The organism is Winogradskyella aquimaris (assembly GCF_042676105.1).
Lineage (GTDB): Bacteria > Bacteroidota > Bacteroidia > Flavobacteriales > Flavobacteriaceae > Winogradskyella > Winogradskyella aquimaris.
The window spans coordinates 267,387-286,672 of the sequence record NZ_JBHTJQ010000016.1 but is presented as its reverse complement, the minus strand read 5'-3'; the positions used below and the strand labels follow the sequence as shown (position 1 = coordinate 286,672).

Annotated in this window: 21 protein-coding genes; 20 read left to right on the top strand and 1 reads right to left on the bottom strand. The window is 34.8% G+C overall.

Annotated elements, in window-relative coordinates; genetic code table 11:
• Positions 1–29: 29 nt before the first annotated feature.
• Positions 30–1,088: a ferredoxin--NADP reductase gene (locus ACFQ1K_RS11245; protein ID WP_320554834.1), complete on the bottom strand. Its 1,059-nt coding sequence runs from the start codon at positions 1,086–1,088 to the stop codon at positions 30–32.
• A 113-nt stretch (positions 1,089–1,201) separates the two neighbouring features.
• Here ACFQ1K_RS11245 and ACFQ1K_RS11240 point away from each other — a divergent pair, with 113 nt between their 5' ends.
• From ACFQ1K_RS11240 to ACFQ1K_RS11145, 20 genes are all read left to right on the top strand, one after another.
• A complete protein-coding gene (locus ACFQ1K_RS11240; protein ID WP_320554833.1) occupies positions 1,202–1,534 on the top strand; it encodes a PadR family transcriptional regulator in 333 nt (110 codons plus the stop codon).
• Between the two features lies 1 nt (position 1,535).
• A complete protein-coding gene (locus ACFQ1K_RS11235; RefSeq protein ID WP_320554832.1) occupies positions 1,536–2,174 on the top strand; it encodes a hypothetical protein in 639 nt (212 codons plus the stop codon).
• Positions 2,174–2,863, top strand: a complete 690-nt coding sequence (locus tag ACFQ1K_RS11230; protein WP_320554831.1) for a hypothetical protein — start codon at positions 2,174–2,176, stop codon at positions 2,861–2,863. The genes ACFQ1K_RS11235 and ACFQ1K_RS11230 overlap by 1 nt, the downstream gene beginning before the upstream one ends.
• A 51-nt stretch (positions 2,864–2,914) precedes the next feature.
• Positions 2,915–4,393, top strand: coding sequence for a DUF5687 family protein (locus ACFQ1K_RS11225; RefSeq protein WP_320554830.1), 1,479 nt, complete (start codon positions 2,915–2,917; stop codon positions 4,391–4,393).
• Positions 4,394–4,412: 19 nt separating this feature from the next.
• Positions 4,413–5,135 carry an ABC transporter ATP-binding protein gene (locus ACFQ1K_RS11220; protein ID WP_320554829.1) on the top strand — a complete coding sequence of 241 codons (723 nt, stop codon included), beginning with the start codon at positions 4,413–4,415 and terminating at the stop codon, positions 5,133–5,135.
• 189 nt (positions 5,136–5,324) lie between these two features.
• A complete protein-coding gene (porW, locus tag ACFQ1K_RS11215) occupies positions 5,325–7,934 on the top strand; it encodes a type IX secretion system periplasmic lipoprotein PorW/SprE (RefSeq protein ID WP_320554828.1) in 2,610 nt (869 codons plus the stop codon).
• A 17-nt stretch (positions 7,935–7,951) separates the two neighbouring features.
• Positions 7,952–8,398, top strand: coding sequence for a bactofilin family protein (locus tag ACFQ1K_RS11210; RefSeq protein WP_320554827.1), 447 nt, complete (start codon positions 7,952–7,954; stop codon positions 8,396–8,398).
• Positions 8,337–8,585 (top strand): AtpZ/AtpI family protein, encoded by a 249-nt coding sequence (locus ACFQ1K_RS11205; protein ID WP_320554826.1) that lies wholly within the window; start codon positions 8,337–8,339, stop codon positions 8,583–8,585. The genes ACFQ1K_RS11210 and ACFQ1K_RS11205 overlap by 62 nt, the downstream gene beginning before the upstream one ends.
• Positions 8,585–8,974 carry a DUF6168 family protein gene (locus tag ACFQ1K_RS11200; RefSeq protein ID WP_386134205.1) on the top strand — a complete coding sequence of 130 codons (390 nt, stop codon included), beginning with the start codon at positions 8,585–8,587 and terminating at the stop codon, positions 8,972–8,974. The genes ACFQ1K_RS11205 and ACFQ1K_RS11200 overlap by 1 nt, the downstream gene beginning before the upstream one ends.
• 88 nt (positions 8,975–9,062) lie before the next feature.
• Positions 9,063–10,181, top strand: coding sequence for a F0F1 ATP synthase subunit A (gene atpB, locus ACFQ1K_RS11195; protein ID WP_320554825.1), 1,119 nt, complete (start codon positions 9,063–9,065; stop codon positions 10,179–10,181).
• Between the two features lie 33 nt (positions 10,182–10,214).
• Complete coding sequence (gene atpE / locus ACFQ1K_RS11190; protein ID WP_014032715.1) at positions 10,215–10,409, top strand: ATP synthase F0 subunit C; 195 nt, start codon at positions 10,215–10,217, stop codon at positions 10,407–10,409.
• Between the two features lie 92 nt (positions 10,410–10,501).
• The gene (locus ACFQ1K_RS11185) at positions 10,502–11,002 is read left to right on the top strand and encodes a F0F1 ATP synthase subunit B (RefSeq protein WP_320554824.1); all 501 of its coding nucleotides are present in this window, start codon (positions 10,502–10,504) and stop codon (positions 11,000–11,002) included.
• 6 nt (positions 11,003–11,008) lie between these two features.
• Positions 11,009–11,545, top strand: coding sequence for an ATP synthase F1 subunit delta (gene atpH / locus ACFQ1K_RS11180; RefSeq protein ID WP_320554823.1), 537 nt, complete (start codon positions 11,009–11,011; stop codon positions 11,543–11,545).
• Between the two features lie 33 nt (positions 11,546–11,578).
• Complete coding sequence (atpA, locus tag ACFQ1K_RS11175) at positions 11,579–13,159, top strand: F0F1 ATP synthase subunit alpha (protein ID WP_320554822.1); 1,581 nt, start codon at positions 11,579–11,581, stop codon at positions 13,157–13,159.
• Between the two features lie 97 nt (positions 13,160–13,256).
• Positions 13,257–14,117 carry an ATP synthase F1 subunit gamma gene (gene atpG / locus ACFQ1K_RS11170; protein WP_320554821.1) on the top strand — a complete coding sequence of 287 codons (861 nt, stop codon included), beginning with the start codon at positions 13,257–13,259 and terminating at the stop codon, positions 14,115–14,117.
• A 157-nt stretch (positions 14,118–14,274) separates the two neighbouring features.
• Complete coding sequence (locus ACFQ1K_RS11165) at positions 14,275–14,808, top strand: hypothetical protein (RefSeq protein ID WP_320554820.1); 534 nt, start codon at positions 14,275–14,277, stop codon at positions 14,806–14,808.
• A gap of 112 nt (positions 14,809–14,920) precedes the next feature.
• Complete coding sequence (locus tag ACFQ1K_RS11160) at positions 14,921–16,351, top strand: oligosaccharide flippase family protein (RefSeq protein ID WP_320554819.1); 1,431 nt, start codon at positions 14,921–14,923, stop codon at positions 16,349–16,351.
• Complete coding sequence (dut, locus tag ACFQ1K_RS11155; RefSeq protein ID WP_320554818.1) at positions 16,348–16,782, top strand: dUTP diphosphatase; 435 nt, start codon at positions 16,348–16,350, stop codon at positions 16,780–16,782. Before ACFQ1K_RS11160 ends, dut begins: the two co-directional genes overlap by 4 nt.
• A 24-nt stretch (positions 16,783–16,806) precedes the next feature.
• Positions 16,807–17,826, top strand: coding sequence for a sugar phosphate nucleotidyltransferase (locus ACFQ1K_RS11150; protein WP_320554817.1), 1,020 nt, complete (start codon positions 16,807–16,809; stop codon positions 17,824–17,826).
• Between the two features lie 97 nt (positions 17,827–17,923).
• Positions 17,924–19,285 (top strand): tetratricopeptide repeat protein, encoded by a 1,362-nt coding sequence (locus ACFQ1K_RS11145; protein WP_320554816.1) that lies wholly within the window; start codon positions 17,924–17,926, stop codon positions 19,283–19,285.
• Position 19,286 lies beyond the last annotated feature (1 nt).

The following is a 19,286-nucleotide window of genomic DNA, read 5'->3' as shown; positions in this document are numbered from 1 at the left end:
TAACAGCTCTGAAAGGTAACGTTTAAATACTAAACATCGTCATAATCTACCACAATGGTTGCAGAAGTAGGATGTGCCTGACAGGTTAAAACAAGTCCTTCGGCAACTTCATTATCGGTTAAAATATTGTTTTGTCTCATAACGGCCTGTCCTTCGACAAGTCTTGCAATACAACTACTGCAAATACCGCCCTGGCAGGAGTAAGGAGCGTCTATATCTTGTTTTAACGCAGCTTCTAAAATGGACTGTTCATTGGACATCTCAAACTCAAACTCCTCTTCGTCAACAATAATTTTAATCCTAGAGTGCCCTTCATTACTTTCAGAAGCATCCGAGTTTTCAGCTTCAGATGGTGGTGTAAATAGCTCAAAAAGAATGTCTTTTTCTTTTACGCCGTTCTCTGTCAGTGTGTCCTTTACGGTCTGGATCATGGCTTCTGGGCCACACACATAAAACTTTTCTATGGTAACGTCTTTGTATTTATTTTTAACGATAAGATTCACAATGCTTTTTTCTATACGACCGAATAATGCATTTTCCTCTTGCGCTTGACTATAAATAAAATGAATGTGGAAACGGTTGCCATAGGTTGTTTTTAAATCTAATAGCTCATCAACAAACATGGCATCATCTAAAGTTTTGTTGCCATAGACCAAAATAAAATTGCTAAAAGGCTCTTCCTCTAAAAGTGTTTTTGCAATACTCAAAATAGGGGTTATACCACTACCCGCAGCAAAAGCAGCAATGGTTCTGGTTTTAGCTTCATTGGATTCAAATACAAAACGACCATTAGGAGGAGCAACCTCTAAGGTGTCGCCCACCTTTAGGGCTTTATTGGCATAAATAGAAAATGTACCACCATCTACCGATTTTACAGCAACCGTTAGATCGCCACTACTCGTTGATGCACAAATAGAATAGTCGCGACGTATTTCTTCACCATTAATAGTTGTTTTTAGGGTGATATATTGTCCTGCGTTAAATTTAAAATTAGCCTTTAGGGTTTCTGGAACTTCAAAAGTTATAGCTACGGACTTATCGGTAACGTTTTTTATAGATTTTATAGTAAGGTTATGAAACTGTGCCATCACAAAATTTTTTTGCAAAAATAAGGAAGGAGGGATTTTCAGACTATAGTTTTAAGATTATTATAATACCTAAGTTCCTTATACATAAGAAAATTATGTATATTTGTATTGTTATGAGCAATTCAAAATTATATAAAGGCAGTTTGAACACCATTATCTTAAAGTTATTAAACGAAAATGATAAGATGTACGGTTACGAGATCACCCAAAGAGTAAAAGAATTAACCAAAGGCGAGCTAAAGATTACTGAAGGAGCTTTGTACCCGGCGCTACATAAACTGGAGGCAGAAGGCTTACTCGATGTTGAAGTAGCAAAGGTAGATAACCGACTTAGAAAGTATTACAAGCTCACCGAAAGTGGTACCAAAGAAACCGTAAGTAAGCTCGAAGAATTAGCTGAGTACATCAAAACCATGCAAGCTTTGGTAAATCCCAAATTGGCGTAGTGTGAAACTAACAAAAGAACATATAAAGTACGTAGATGAATACCTTAAAAACCAAGGTGTCATTTACTGGGATGTGAGATTAGAAATGGTTGATCATTTGGTCTCAGATATAGAAAATTATTCAGGATCCGCGGATTTCAAAGCGGTATTTAACAGAAGCCTTCAAAAGGCGAATTGGGATAAAAATCTTAAAGATATAAACACACAAAGTTGGAAATCTACGAACAAGATTTATCGGAAATTACATTCTAAAGAAATGATCAGCTTATTAAAACAACCAAAGTCACTTATTGGTTTTATATTATTCTATGTTTTACTTAATAGAATTGCTGTGCTTTTTCCCGAGAACCTGAAAATAGCAGCATTTATTGTCTTAGGGGTTCCATTGCTAATTTTGATTTATGAACTAATAAAATCATGGAGAAGGAGACTGGGAAAATCTGTTAATATGCAATATGGTATTTTTTATTTTTCATTTGGAATAATAATGACTAACCCGCTTTTACAACTAATACCAAAACCCTATATGAACACCTGGCTTCCATTGGTACTAACTCTTTATTTAGTTATGATGACTGCTGGTTACAGGGTATATAAATGCGCTTTTAAAAAGGCGCTAAAACTAAAAGGCATAGACTAATGAAATTGAGTAAGCACCAAATCCAAGATCTTTATGCGTTTACGCGAAAGCATTTTGTAGAGCATTACGATCTACAAACTGAGTTGGTAGATCACTTAGCCAATGACATTGAAACCATGTGGCAAGACAACCCCAAACTTGGGTTTGAAGACGCTAGAGACAAAGCTTTTAAAAAGTTTGGTGTTTTTGGTTTTATGGAAGCCATTGAGCAAAAGCAAAAAGCCATGAATAAACGCTATATGCGCTATTTTTGGAATGAGTTTAAACTTTGGTTTAGGTTACCGCAAGTATTAACAACATTAATGGTATTTATTGTCTACTATGTATTATTTACATCTGCCTATGTTAGCATAATTTCTGTTGTGTTTTATATTGGTATTGCAATATGGTGTTCTTATAAAGCGATCCAGTTAAATAGGCAATTTAGAAGACGAAAAGAAAAGTCTGATAAAAAATGGATGTTAGAGGAAATGATTTACAAACAAGCTGGTGGTACAACATTAATTTTTATGTCTCAGCTCTATAATGTATTTATAATTTCAGACAAATACTCTGGTAATTTTGGCGCTACAATTTTGTTTTCTTTGGCGTTTACTTTAATTACACTGGTATGCTATATCAGTTTTCAACTCATTCCAGACAAAGCCGAAAAATTATTAAATGAAACCTATCCCGAGTTCTCTCTGTAACAAATAGTCAAATTTAGACACTAATAACCAAAACAAACTAACCATAGGTCTATGATAAAGCATTTTCTTAATCTGGAGTGGAAACAGTATTTTCGCTCATCATATTGGCAAAAGAGTTTGGCATTGAACATTCTGCTTGTCTTTTTTGCACTTTACTTCATTGTTTTGTTTTTGTTTTTGGGTTTTGGATTGCTTTTTATTTTAAAGAAGGTTTACCCAGAGCAAGATCCCTTTGTAGTTGCTAATGGATTTTTATTTTATTGGTTCATTGCCGATTTAATGATGCGCTTCTTTTTGCAGAAGTTACCAGTAATGAGTGTAAAGCCATTGCTCACATTGCCAATAAAACGTTCTACCATTGTGCACTTTGTGTTGGGTAAATCAGCATTGTCATTTTTTAACTTCCTGCCACTGTTTGCAATTATACCCTTTAGTATAATGCTAATGGGTCAAGGTTATGAAAGTGCTCAAATCATTCCATGGATGTTTGCTTTGATCATTTCAGTGTTGGTAATTAACTTCCTGAACTTCATAATCGAAGCTTTATCATCAAAAACAGACCTGCCATTTTTACCCATACTGGTAGTAGTGGGTGTCCTTTACGGATTGGAATATTTTGGTATTTTCTCAATGACCTCCTTGTTGGGTAATGCATTTATTGCAATTTCTAATAATCCTGTTTTAATTGTAGTTCCAATAATATTATTGGTCTTATGCTATATTATTAATTTTAGGATACTGAGAGAAAAGTTATTCTTAGACAGTTCTTTAAAATCAAAGGTAACAGAGGTCAAAGCAGCAGATTTATCCTGGACCAAACGTTTTGGAGACATAGCGCCATTTATGCAATTGGATCTCAAACTAATTTGGCGAAATAAACGCACTAAATCTTCGGCTTTTATAATGATAATAGGATTGCTGTATGGCCTGTTTTTCTACACACAACCAATTTATAGAGATTCTTTATATGCAGCATCTTTCGTTGGCATTTTTTCAACCGGTATTTTCTTGATCAGTTTTGGGCAGTTTATTCCAGCTTGGGACAGTGGTTATTATAAAATGTTGATGAGTCAGAATATTAAATACGAACAGTATTTACGTTCAAAATTTGTGCTTATGATGATGAGCGTGGTGATTATGTTTGTCTTAGGTATTCCTTACATTTATTTTGGCTGGAAAATACTGGTCATGCATTTTGCCGCCGCCATTTACAATATTGGTGTTAACTCACATATCATGTTATATGGTGGTTCGTTTAACAGAAAGAAGATAGACCTTAATCAACGTGCAGCTTTTAACTATCAAGGTACGGGAGCTGTGCAATGGATCATCGGCTTGCCAATAATGCTAATTCCTTTAATACTTTTCACATTAGGGAATTATTTTATCGGTTTCGAAGCCGGAGTTGCCATCCTCATTTTAATAGGAGTTGCAGGCATAATATTTCATAAAAAATTAATGAAATTTATTACCAAGCGTTACTTAGATTCAAAATATAAAATGATTGACGCGTTTAGTCAAGATAATTAATTATAACCGTGAAAGAATCATGATACACACAAATAATATTACAAAAGCATACAACGGTACCACTGTTTTAAACATAGAAGAATTAACCATTCCAAAAGGACAAAGTTTTGGCTTGGTAGGAAATAATGGTGCAGGTAAAACGACATATTTTAGCTTATTATTAGATTTAATTAAGCCTACAACCGGCAGTATTACCAATAATAATGTTGTGGTGGACCAGAGTGAAGATTGGAAACCATTTACATCGTCATTTATAGATGAAAGCTTCCTAATCGGCTATTTAACACCAGACGAGTACTTTTACTTCATAGGTGATTTAAGAGGACAAAACAAAGCGGATGTAGACGCATTAACATCACAATTTGAAGATTTCTTTAACGGTGAAATTCTTGGTAAGAAAAAATACTTAAGAGACTTAAGTAAGGGAAATCAAAAGAAAGTGGGTATTGTGGCGGCATTAATTGGTAATCCAGAAGTAATTATTTTAGACGAACCCTTTGCTAATCTTGATCCAACCACGCAGATTAGGTTAAAGCAGATTCTTAAGGATTTGGCAAAAAAGCAAGGCGTAACGATTTTAGTATCTAGTCACGATTTAATGCATGTTACTGATGTATGTGAGCGTATTGTAGTTTTAGAAAAAGGAAATGTGGTCAAAGATTTAGAAACTAACCCTACTACGCTTAAAGAACTTGAGGATCATTTTGCCAGTAATCTAAGCTTATCCACAGAGGAAGAATAAGCTTAACAACCTATCAGATTTAAAAGCCTGTGATGTTTAAAAACGCACAGGCTTTTTTCATAAAGGGACCAAAGCTATCGTTGAAAAACAACATGAGAACATTATAAATTCAAAAAGATGCTTATTTTTACCACTTAGCATACTAAAACCACTGTAGTTTAGTTATCTATTAATCAAATAGAACCAACATTGAAATTTAAGGTTAACCATATTATATACGCTTTTTTAGTAGCAGTTGTTTTACAGGGTTGTTCACGAAAAAAAGACACGTTTATTAATAGAAATTTCCATGCCCTAGGCACCAAGTATAATATTCTTTATAATGGAAACATCTCCTTAGAGAGAGGTAAACTTTCCGTCAATGATGCCTATACTGAAAACTTTTGGGAGCTACTGCCTGTAGAGCGTATGCAGGTTAATGATGATGTGTTTTTGCCAGGCGAAACTAAAAATGCAGATTTTGAACGCGCCGAGGAAAAGGCAATAAAAGCCATTCAAAAACACGGGATGAATATTGATGGCAAAGAAAAAAACCCTCAAATTGATGAAGCCTATTTGCTCTTGGGGAAAGCAAGATATTATGATCAGCGTTTTGTACCTGCACTTGCAGCTTTCAATAATATCTTAAACAAATATCCAACAAGCGATAAAATAAACCAGGTTAAGATTTGGCGTGAAAAAGCTAATATGCGATTGGATAATAATGTAGGGGCAATCAAAAAGTTAAAACGCTTACTGGAAGAAGAAGAGATTGAAGGACAAGATCTAGCAGATGCAACCGCTACCTTGGCTCAGGCTTATATCAACATCAAAGCCAAGGACAGCGCCATACCGCTGCTTGGTATTGCCGCCGAAAATACTAAGGTAAAAAGTGAAAAAGCTAGGTTTCATTTTATAAGAGGACAACTTTACAACGAGTTTAAAGAAAAGGATAGTGCCAACATGGAGTTTGATGCTATTATAGAGATGCATAGGCAAATACCAAGAGCATTTTACATAAATGCACACCTTGAAAAATCATATAATTTTGATCCGACCGAGGGTGATGAAACGATGTTTCAGGAATATTTAACGGAGTTAGAAGAAAATAGAGAAAATCGCCCCTTTTTAGATAAGATATTTTACAGGATTGCAGAATATCATCGCAATAGGGCCTCAGACAGTCTGGCCGAAGTTTATTATAATAAGTCATTGAGAAAAACCACGTCAGACAAGTATCTTAGGGCACTAAATTATGAGACTCTGGGCAATATGTATTTTGATCGTAATGTTTACAAGACTGCAGGTGCTTATTACGACAGCACAATGACAGCGATGACCCCAAACACAAAACCCTATAGAATTATTAAAAGGAAACGTGAAAATTTAGACGATGTAATTTATTATGAAGGTATCGCAAAGGTTAATGATAGTATTCTTTATATGATAAGCCTTCCTGAAGATAGGCAACTTGCTATTTACACAGAATATGCTGAAGAATTAAAACAGAAAGCTTTAGAAGAGGAAAAGCGTAAAGAAAAGGAGTTGCAAAAACAAGAGTCTCGACAAAATTTGGCGCTAAGCTCAACTCAGGACAAAAGCTCAAAAGTGAATTTAAACCCAAGAGGCTTACCCAACGAATTCACTTCAAAAGACGCGGCCAATAGTTTTTATTTTTACAATACAACAACCGTTGCTTATGGTAAAAATGAATTTTTAAAGATTTGGGGAGACCGCAGACTGCAGGATAATTGGAGGTTATCCAAGAAACAAACAGATATTAAAACCACTGGTAAACAGGAAAGTGTTTCGGAAATAACGGGAAAGGAAGATCAATATAATCCGCAAACCTACATAGCATCATTACCAACGGATCAGACAGTTTTAGACAGTATCGCTAAAGAAAGAAATTTTGCTTACTATCAGTTAGGGACTATCTACAAAGAAAAGTTTAATGAGCTTTTATTATCAAAATCACGATTTGAAGATTTATTGCAGAACGATCCAGAAGAACGATTGATATTACCTTCTAAATATAATTTATACAAAATTTACATAGAGTTAGGTTTAACAAGAAAAGCTGAGGCAATGAAGTCCGATATTGTTGCTAACTATCCAGACTCTCGATATGCTGAAATATTACTGAACCCGCAATCTGAACTGTCAAAGGACGAGAATAGTCCTGAGGTCATCTACACCAACCTTTATAATAAATTTGAGAATCAAAACTATGCAGAAGTTATTACTGAGGCTGAAAAACAAATTAAACGTTTAGAAGGAGATGACTTCGTTTCAAAATTTGAAATTCTAAAAGCATCAGCAAGAGGGCGACTTTACGGGTTTGAGGAATATAAAAAGGGTATAGATTATATTGCTTTAACGTATCCAAATTCGGAAGAAGGTAAAAAAGCACAAGAACTGCTTCAAAATGCCATACCTGTTTTAGCCAAAAAGGAATTTATACCAGATGACAATGCCAAACATTTTAATGTGGTTTATCGATTTGAGAATGATTCAGACGAGGATATCGACGCCTTTATAAAAACACTTAATGAAGAAATTGAGGAAAAAATAACATACTTTGACTTAACAACATCAAAGGATCTGTATGACGAAAACACAACTTTTGTAGTAGTTCATGGCTTGACGAGCATACAAGGAGCAAGCGGCTTTGCCCAATTATTGCAATCAAACGAAAAGGATACTCGCGGGAGACCTATAAAACCAAAGATAACAAAAGAGTACTTTGCGATTTCATCACCAAATTATGCTATAATCCAACGCCATAAAAACTTAAACGCTTATCTAAAACTAGAGTAAATAAAAACCAAATCAACATGTTTTCCTCAGACAACAAAAAACCTAAAACCGTAACACATATGGAAACAACCACACAACAAAACATCATAGCACAAGGCACCAAAATAGTTGGTGATATAGCAAGTGAAGGACCGTTTAGAATAGATGGAACGGTTGAAGGTAATGTTAAGACATCGGGCAAAGTTGTTATTGGTAAGTCAGGCTTTATTAAAGGAACATTACAAGGTGAGAATGCAGATTTTGAAGGCAAATTCTCAGGAAAACTCATTTTATCTGGCACATTATCTCTTAAGTCTACAGCACATATAGAAGGAGAAGTACACACAAGTAAATTGGCCGTAGAGCCGGGAGCAACATTTAATGCAACATGCAGTATGAAAGGGACTGTAAAAGCACTACCTAATGAACCAGCAAAACCAAAACAACCAGAACAAATTACCCAAAGACCAGAAAGGCAAGCCTAATAAATTTGTACGCTTTACCGGTGTAGCATTGCAAATGGGGTTAACCATTTATGCCGGAAATCTTTTAGGGGTATGGCTAGATTCAAAATACAGTTCAGATAAATTTGAACCAAGCATTACCTTATTAGCGGTATTTGCATCTATGTACATGGTTATTGCTCAGGTGATAAAATTATCAAAAGATTAATGGTTAAAAATCTTATTACTTATAGTTTTGTTTTTACCTTAGTTGGTGTATCCTCTTATTTTTTTCACGACAGTTTTATTGAAAAGTCAAACACCACTCTTCCCTTTTCACTAAAAAAAGTCTACATATTCTTCATGCTTTTTTCCTTTGTAATTTGTTCTTTATCCAAAATAGGAAGCCTTATTAACAAAATTAAAGAACAACTAGGCTTTGTTTATCTCAGTACAATAGTGTTAAAAATAATAATCTTCGCAATGGTTTTTTATGAGCCTGTATTTAACACAGAACTTAATACAGATCAACGAATTACGCTAATTATTCCCATGGCCATATCCTTAATTATAGAAGTGTTTTTTGTGGCAAAAATCTTAAACAAAACTTCTTTCTAATTTATCTCAATAAAATTGGTTTAATTGTTAATAAATTATGTACTTTTGCGCCGAATTTATCTAGAGTATTATTTTTCAATAGAATAAAATGAAGATAGCAAAGCAACCTATCAAATTTTACTTATTAATTGTATTAGCGTTAACTACATTTTTCGGCTATGCTAGTGACCCTGTAAAATCGCAAGACGGAGGAATTGTAGATACTGAGGAAGAAGTAAAAGATTATATCCTTCATCACTTAAAAGAATCTCACGACTTTCATTTGTTTTCTTACACTAGTGATGGTGAAAGAAAGCACGTTGGTTTTCCACTTCCTGTAATTGTTTGGGGGGAAAACGGATTAACAACTTTCATGTCCTCTGCATTTCATCATGACGATTCTGGAGAGGTTATAGTAGAAAAGAATGACTCCAGATTTGTTAAAATTCATAGTAAAATATACGAGTTAGAAGAAGGTGCTGATACTGTTAATTTTGATGATGACCATCACCCAACAAATGCTCACAAAGTTTTAGACTTTTCCATTACAAAAAGTGTATTCGGAATTATAGTTATAGGTTTATTGATGCTGTTTTGGTTCTCTAGATTGGCAAAACAATATAAGAACAAAAGTATTCCAACAGGTTTTGGAAGAGTGTTAGAGCCACTTGTGGTGTATGTCCGAGACGAAATCGCAAGACCAAATATTGGTGACAAATATTATAGAAGATTTACAGGTTATTTATTAACAGTATTCTTCTTTATCTGGATAATGAATTTAGTAGGATTAATGCCTTTTGGATTTAACGTAACGGGGCAGTTAGCCGTTACTGCAGCGTTAGCGGTATTAACCTTAATCATATACACGTTCAGTGCTAAAAAAGATTACTGGCAACACGTTTTGTGGATGCCTGGAGTGCCAATTTTTGTAAAACCAGTTTTGGCGGTTATAGAGTTGGCCGGACATTTCTTAATTAAACCATTCTCGTTACTTGTGCGTTTGTTTGCAAACATTTCCGCAGGTCACATTGTAGTAATGAGCTTAATTGCGATTATGTTCACACTAAAGAATGAATTAGGTACAGTAGGTGCAACAGGGTTGTCTCTTGTATTATCGTTCTTTATCACGTTAATAGAAGTTCTGGTTGCGTTCTTACAGGCTTATATCTTTACAATGCTTTCAGCATTATTTATAGGTATGGCTGTTGAGGAGCATGACCATCACTAATAGATTTGTTTAATTAATTTAAATTATTTGGCTATGACAGTTCCAAATTTAGTAGGTGCAGGTTTAATTGTAATCGGTGCTGGTATCGGATTAGGTAAAATTGGTGGAAGTGCAATGGAAGGTATTGCGCGTCAACCAGAAGCTACTGGTAAGATCCAGACTGCGATGATTATTATCGCTGCATTATTAGAAGGTTTAGCATTCGGTGCTTTATTCTTAGGAAAATAAGAATCGGAAATAAACTCATAAACACGAATTCCTGCAACGGTTGGTTGCAGGGTCGTGTTTTAAAAAATTAAAAAAATCAAAGTAATTATATAATGGAGCAATTATTAAACGATTTTTCACCAGGATTATTTATAGTACAGACGATACTGTTTTTATTATTAATCTTTTTAATGGTGAAGTTTGCGTGGAAACCAATTCTTAACTCTTTAAACGACAGAGAAGAAGGTATTAAAACTGCACTAGATGCAGCGGAGAATGCTAAAAAGGAAATGGAAAACCTAAACGCAGATAATGAGCGTTTATTAAAGGAAGCGCGTATTGAAAGAGAAGCACTTTTAAAAGAAGCAAGAGAGATGAAAGACAAGATCATTTCTGATGCTACTAATGAAGCGCAAGACAAAGCTGGTAAAATGATAGAACAAGCTCAAGCTGCAATCGAAACTGAAAAGAAAGCAGCAATGGCAGAATTAAAAAGTCATGTCGCTGGTTTATCCATCGAGATAGCAGAAAAGGTTGTGCGCGAAGAATTATCTAACAAAGACAAGCAATTAAAGCTGGTTGAAGAGATGTTAGGTGAAACTAAATTAAACTAATTGTAGATGGCAGAGTCTAGAGCAGCAATACGTTATGCAAAAGCAGTATTGAGTTTAGCTACCGACAACGAGGTGGCTGATGCTGTTAATACGGATATGAAGCAGATTACAAATACCATTGCAGATAGCGATGAGTTAAACGCAGTTTTGGTGAACCCTATCGTTAGATCTGCTGATAAGAAGGCAGTATTAACTTCGGTTTTTAAAAATGCAAATACTGCAACAACAAATCTTATAGACACTTTAATAGCAAATAAGCGTATTGCGTTGTTAGGTGATGTTGCTGCAAAATATACACAATTATACGATCAGTTACGAGATACTCAAACAGCCAAGGTAACTTCTGCAACACCGTTAACTAAGGAATTAGAAAAAAAGGTGTTAGCCAAAGTTAAAGAGCTTACGGGGAAAACAACTGAAATAGAAAATATTGTTGATGAATCTATCCTTGGTGGATTTATTCTTAGAGTGGGCGATTTGCAATACGATGCAAGTATCGTCAACAACCTAAATAATTTAAAAAGAGAATTTACATTAAACTAATAGCTAATCGCTAGTAGCTAAAGACTAAATAAAATGGCAGAAGTAAAACCAGCTGAAATATCAGCAATCTTAAAACAACAACTTTCAGGATTTGAAGCAGGTGCTTCATTAAACGAAGTAGGAACAGTATTAACTGTTGGTGATGGTATTGTACGTGCTTACGGACTTTCTAATGCGCAATACGGAGAATTAGTAGAATTCGAAGGTGGCTTAGAAGGTATCGTACTTAACCTTGAAGAGGATAACGTTGGTATCGTATTATTAGGTCCTTCTAAAGAAATTAAAGAAGGTGCAACTGTAAAACGTACTAATCGTATTGCATCTATTAAAGTAGGTGAAGAAATGGTTGGTAGAGTTGTTGATACACTTGGTAACCCAATTGACGGTAAAGGACCAATAGGTGGAGATTTATACGAAATGCCATTAGAGCGTAAGGCGCCTGGTGTAATTTTCCGTCAGCCAGTAGATGAACCATTGCAAACTGGTATTAAATCTGTAGATGCCATGATTCCTGTTGGTAGAGGTCAACGTGAGTTGGTAATTGGAGACCGTCAAACTGGTAAAACAACAGTTTGTATTGACACCATCTTAAATCAGAAAGAATTTTATGATGCAGGTGAGCCTGTATTCTGTGTATATGTTGCCGTGGGTCAGAAAGCGTCAACAGTAGCAAACATTGCAAAAACGCTAGAAGATAAAGGAGCGCTAGCCTATACCGTTATTGTTGCGGCAAACGCATCAGACCCTGCACCAATGCAAGTTTATGCACCATTTGCTGGTGCTGCTATTGGTGAATACTTTAGAGACACTGGTCGTCCAGCATTAATAGTTTATGATGATTTATCTAAACAAGCGGTAGCATATCGTGAGGTATCATTATTATTACGTCGCCCTCCAGGACGTGAAGCATATCCTGGTGACGTTTTCTACTTACACTCTAGATTATTAGAGCGTGCAGCAAAAGTGATCGCCGATGATGATATTGCTAAAAACATGAATGATTTACCAGAGTCCTTAAAGCCAATTGTAAAAGGAGGAGGTTCTTTAACAGCATTACCAATCATTGAAACACAAGCTGGTGACGTTTCTGCTTACATCCCAACAAACGTAATTTCTATTACGGATGGTCAGATATTCCTAGAGTCAGATTTATTTAACTCTGGTGTGCGTCCTGCAATTAACGTTGGTATTTCTGTATCGCGTGTAGGTGGTTCGGCTCAGATTAAATCTATGAAAAAAGTTGCGGGAACATTAAAACTAGACCAAGCGCAATTCCGTGAATTAGAAGCATTCGCTAAGTTTGGTTCTGATCTTGATGCGGCCACATTAAATGTCATTGAAAAAGGAAGGCGTAACGTAGAAATTCTTAAGCAAGCTCAAAACGATCCTTACACTGTAGAAGATCAGGTGGCAATTATCTACGCAGGTTCTAAGAACTTGTTGAGAGATGTGCCAGTAGAGAAAGTTAAAGAATTTGAGAGAGATTATTTAGAGTACTTAAACACTAAGCACAGAGACACTTTAGATACATTAAAGGCGGGTAAATTAACAGATGAGGTTATTGATACTTTAACTAAAGTGGCAAAAGACCTTTCTGCTAAATTTAAAGCATAATTAAAATAAATGGTCATCTTGAACTTGTTTCAGGATTTCAAATTTGGTTTTTTGAAGATTTATTCTGGACGAATCTCAGAATAATAAATAAAAGAGAATGGCAAACTTAAAAGAAATACGAAATAGAATATCTTCGGTATCTTCAACGATGCAGATTACCAGTGCTATGAAAATGGTTTCTGCTGCTAAGTTAAAGAAAGCTCAAGATGCTATTACCGCAATGCGTCCTTATTCTAATAAGTTAACAGAATTACTTCAAAGTTTAAGCGCAACTTTAGATGCCGATAGCGGAAGTAAATTTGCAGAGCAAAGAGAGGTAAACAAAGTACTTATTGTTGCTATTTCTTCGAATAGAGGTTTAGCTGGAGCTTTTAACTCTAATATAATAAAGCAAGTAAATGTACTATTATCAGAAACATATACTGGTAAAGAGGTGTCAATTCTTACCATTGGTAAAAAGGTAAATGACGCCTTTAAAAAGAAATCTATTATCATTGATAATAAAAGTGATGTTTTTGATGACCTTACTTTTGATAATGTCGCTGAGATTGCCGAAATGATAATGGATAAGTTTGTTGATGGTGATTTTGATAGAGTAGAATTAGTTTACAACAGCTTTAAAAATGCAGCCACTCAAATTGTTATGACAGAACAGTTTTTACCGATTGTGCCTGTTAAAAACAATGCGAATGTTAACTTAGACTATATTTTTGAGCCTTCAAAACAGGAGATTGTAGAAACACTGATTCCAAAATCTTTAAAGACACAATTATTTAAGGCAATAAGAGATTCTTTTGCTTCTGAGCATGGTGCCCGAATGACTGCAATGCATAAGGCAACCGATAATGCAACAGAATTAAGAGATCAATTAAAATTAACTTATAACAAAGCAAGACAAGCCGCAATTACCAACGAAATATTAGAGATTGTTGGAGGTGCAGAAGCTTTGAATAATTAATAGTTTTATTTTAAGAATACATTGAGCCAGCTATTTAAGCTGGCTTTTTTAGTATTAATCTTACATATTTGTGTGCTTTATCGATTAAATAAATAAATCAACGGTAAAATAGATTTTTTTCATATATATTGTCCTTCCAAATTTTAACCTACTTATAATGAAGAATCTAAAAAAGGCGATATATGCCATCGTTTTTACATGTTCGTTGTCTTCCTTTTATCAATGTGCAAGTCCTAAGGTAGCCACAACGAATTTTGAACAACAACCACCTTTCACGATTAAGCCTGTTGTGTTTCAGGAATGGTATGCAGGTATCAAAGTCGGTGGAACTGGAATCAATGTGTTTGTTCCTGTTTCTAATGTAAATGAAGGGATTGTATTCAATGAGGTGTATTTTAGAAACTTAAAAGGAAAGCTTGTTAAAAGTGAAAATAAGTACACAGCTGTTTTAAAAAACCCATCGCGTCATTACACATTTCAAAAACCGGAAAAACCAGCAGATTATCCGTTTGACCTTAAAGATAATGAGTGTGTGATTAGTTATGTGGAAAACGGTCAAACTAAATACCACAAAATAGTCTCTCTAAATGAAGTTGCCGGAACATATTATGAAAATGGTCCGCCATCAATATACGCAAGAAGTAATACCAGAAGTATGGCAACCCTTGACGAGGAGTTGGATGAGAATTAAACAAAATATTAAAAATATTGAAGCCTCACTATAAAAAGTGAGGCTTTTTTATTTCTACAACCGTAGACCCATTAATATTTAATATTTTTGAACCAATATCATAAGAACTTAATTGAGCGTACTCAAATCCTTTTTCAAAGACACAATTATTTATGGTTTAGCAACAGTATTGCCTAGACTCATGAATTTTATTCTTGTGCCTTTGCACACAGATACCTTAGACACAACAAGCTATTCTGACAATACATATTTCTATGTGTATGCAGCCTTTTTTAATGTATTACTTACTTATGGTATGGAAACCGCATTTTTTAGGTTTTTTAGTAAGCAAAAAGAGCAAGATAAAGTCTATTCCACAACCTTAATAAGTTTACTGGTTACAACTATTGTTGTATTTGGCATTGTGATGTTTTTTAATCAACCATTGGCAGAAGTAGTTAACCTAAGATTAGATTACTTTAATTATTTGATAGGGGTTTTGGTATTGGACACTCTGGTTGTGGCTCCTTTCGCTTATTTGAGGGCGACAGGCAAACCAATTAAATTTACCCTTATCAAGCTTAGTAACATCTTTATTTATGTGGCATTAAACTTCTTTTTTCTCTGGGCAATTCCTGAATTTAACATTGAGTTTTTAGGATATGATAAATCGGATTTAGTAAAGTATATTTTCATTGCAAACCTAGCTGCAAGTGCAGTTACTATAATTTTGCTGCTTCCTTATTTTCTGAAAACCAAATGGGTTTTCGACAAAGAAATATTCAAACAAATGCTAAACTACGGTTTACCTATTATGATCGCTGGTTTAGCATACGTTATAAACGAGAATTTTGATAAGTGGCTAATCCCAGATGTCCTGGGAAAAGATATTAACGGAGCCTATGCGGGTTGTTACAAATTGGCAGTCTTCATGACTATTTTTATTCAAGCATTTAGATTAGGGGCAGAACCGTTCTTTTTTAATCATGCAAAAGAAAAGAACGCCAAAAACACCTATGCCTTAATCATGAAATACTTCGTCATTTGTGGTGTGTTGATGTTACTGTTTATTGTTGGTTTTATAGATATTTTTAAATCGTTAATTGTACGAGACGAAACGTATTGGGTAGCTATAGAAATTGTACCAATTGTGCTATTGGCTAATTTGTTTTTAGGCATATACTTTAACCTTGCAATTTGGTATAAGTTAACAGACAAGACTCGATTTGGTATGTATATTTCTATAATAGGAGCCATAGTTACTATTACACTTAATATTATTTTTCTTCCAAAATATGGCTTTATGGCGGCTGCATGGACCACTTTAATAGCCTACTTCATTATGATGATGACGTCTTATGTATTAGGCCAAAAACATTATAAAGTGCCTTATCAGATTTCGAGAATTGTACTTTATATAGGTATTGCAATAGGATTGGCATATTGCTCTTTTGAATATCTAAGAGGAATCCATTTCTACAACATAACATTAATACTTACTTTTATTGCGTTTATCGCTTTATTAGAAAAAAATGAACTAAAAGAACTTTTAAGGAGGATATGAAAATTAAAATTATAAATAAATCCAATCATAATTTACCGCATTACGAAACGATAGCCTCAGCAGGCATGGATTTAAGAGCAAATTTAACAGAAGCTAGAGTTCTGAAACCACTAGGGCGCAGTATAGTTGGTACTGGACTTTTTATTGAGCTACCGATTGGCTATGAAGCTCAAGTAAGGCCAAGAAGTGGTTTAGCTGCTAAAAAAGGGATTACAGTTTTAAATGCACCAGGAACCATTGATGCCGATTATAGAGGAGAGATAGGCGTCATTTTGATTAACCTATCAAATGAAGAGTTTACGATTCAAAATGGGGAAAGAATTGCACAATTAGTCATTGCCAAACATGAGCGCGCGGAATGGATTGAAGTCCAAGAACTCTCAGAAACCGATAGAGGTGAAGGGGGCTTTGGAAGTACCGGAACTAAATAACAAATCAACGAATAAAACTTTAAAATGAAAATAATAGTACCAATGGCAGGGAGAGGCTCACGTCTAAGACCTCATAGTTTAACAGTACCAAAACCGTTAATTCCTGTGGCTGGCCAACCAATTGTACATCGTTTGGTCAAAGATATCGCCAAAGTATTAAAACAGCCTATTGAAGAAGTCGCCTTCGTTCTTGGTGACCCAGCGTTTTTTGGCGACGATGTTGTAGAAAGTTTGACGGAATTAGCAGAGGACTTAGGTGCAAGAGTGTCTATATACAGACAAGATCAACCACTAGGAACTGGTCATGCCATAATGAGTGCCAAACCATCACTTTCCGGTCCTGCTGTAATTGCTTATGCAGATACCTTGATCAGAGCAGAATTTGATTTAGACCCAGAAGCAGATAGTGTTATATGGACTAAGCGTGTTGATAACCCAAAAGCTTATGGTGTGGTGAAGCTAAATGACAAGCAAGAAATCATTGAACTCGTAGAAAAGCCGCAATCCTTTGTTAGTGACCAAGCCGTTATTGGTATATACTACTTTAAAGATGTAACGGAACTTAAAGATAAGTTGCAAGAGGTTTTAGATGAAAACGTCATGAATGGAGGCGAATACCAAATTAACGATGGTATCAAACGCATGATGGCAGATGGTAAAATTTTCAAAACAGGTACGGTTGATGAGTGGATGGATTGCGGAAATAAAAATGTGACTTTAGAAACGAACACCAAAATGTTAGGCTTCCTAAAGGGAGATGGGGAAGAACAATTAGTGGATGATTCAGTTGTTTTAAATAATTCAAAAATCATCGAACCCTGTTTTATTGCCAAAGGAACGATTTTAAACAACACAACCGTTGGGCCTAACGTTTCTATTGGAAAAGATTGTATCATCGAAAATTCAACCGTTAAAAATAGCTTAATTCAAAACCAAACGGTCATTAAAAATGCTAATTTAGATGAAGCTATGATTGGTAACCACGTTAAGTATAATGGTGAGTTTACTAAAATTAGTATTGGGGACTACACAGTTATGGAATAAAAATTAAAATGTCAAGCTGAGCACATTAGGACCTTATTTCACTTTGGAACAACTTTTGAAATAAATTTGTTATGGAGAGCCTATCGAAGCGTCTAATATGAAATTTAAACAACACATAGTTAACTTTTTAATGGTGCTATTTTTAGTGCCAAGTTTTGTTGTGGCCCAAGTCGATTTTAATAAAAAACCAGATGACGACTTAGGTAATGTTGAAGATGAGTTTCAAGAGTATTTTTTCGAAGCTTTAAAACAAAAAGGTATCGAAAACTATGAACGGGCCGTTGAAGCACTTCATAAATGTTTAAATCTAGATTCCAAAAAGCCAGTTATCTATTTTGAGCTAGGCAAAAACTACAACAAACTCAAAAACTTTGGTGCAGCTGAAGACAACCTTAAAAAGGCCATTAGTATGCAACCGGACAACGAATGGTTTTTGGATGAATTATATGATGTTTACTATCAGCAGGATGATATAGATAGCGCGATAAAAACCATTAAACAGTTAGTAAAGTATCACCCAGATTATAAAGAAGATTTAGCAACATTATATATTAGGGAAAAGCGTTATAAACAAGCTTTAAAATTGCTTGATGAGCTTGATGAAGAATTAGGTGTGAGTGAATCTAGGGATGCCATGCGTAACGAAATCTATAATATTACAGGGGACGTAGATGATCGTATTGAAAATTTAGAACAACGTGTAGCTAACAATCCAAGTAATGAAGACAATCACCTCAAGCTTATCTATAGATATAGTCAAATAGGTGATAGGAAAAAGGCTTACAAGGCAGCACAAACGTTGCTAAAGATTAAGCCAGATTCAAAATTTGTGCATTTAGCTTTATATAAGTTTTATTTACAGGACGGTAAAATAGAAGAAGCGATTAACTCTGTGAAAATCGCTTTAGTCAGTCCCGAAATTAATCCCGATGCCAAGGCAAAAGTTTTAAAGGATTTTGTGGGGTTTGTTAGTAAAAACCCACAATATGAAGAAGACTTGATTGAAATTACTAGTCTAATTGATGATAATAAAGATGAGCAAACCTATACCGATTTGGGTCAGTACTATTTAAAGTCTGGGGATAAAGCTAAGGCATTATATAACTTTAAAGAAGCCTTAAAACAAGACCCCAACGATTTTAAACTTATTAAGGATGTTTTGCTTTTACAATTAGATTTAGAGGATTATGACGCAGTTATAAAAGACAGTAATAGTGCATTGGAGTTATATCCAGCACAGCCCATACTGTATTTGGTAAACGGTGTAGCAAATAATCACAAGGGTAACTTTAAAAAAGCGGTGGATAATTTGGAATTGGGATTGGACTTTTTAATCGAAAATCCAAAAATGGAAGCTGATTTTTATTCGGAATTAAGTATTGCCTACAAGGGACTAAATAATATTAGTAAATCTGAAACGTTTGCTAAAAAGGCAAAAGACTTAAAAGCTCAGCAATAAA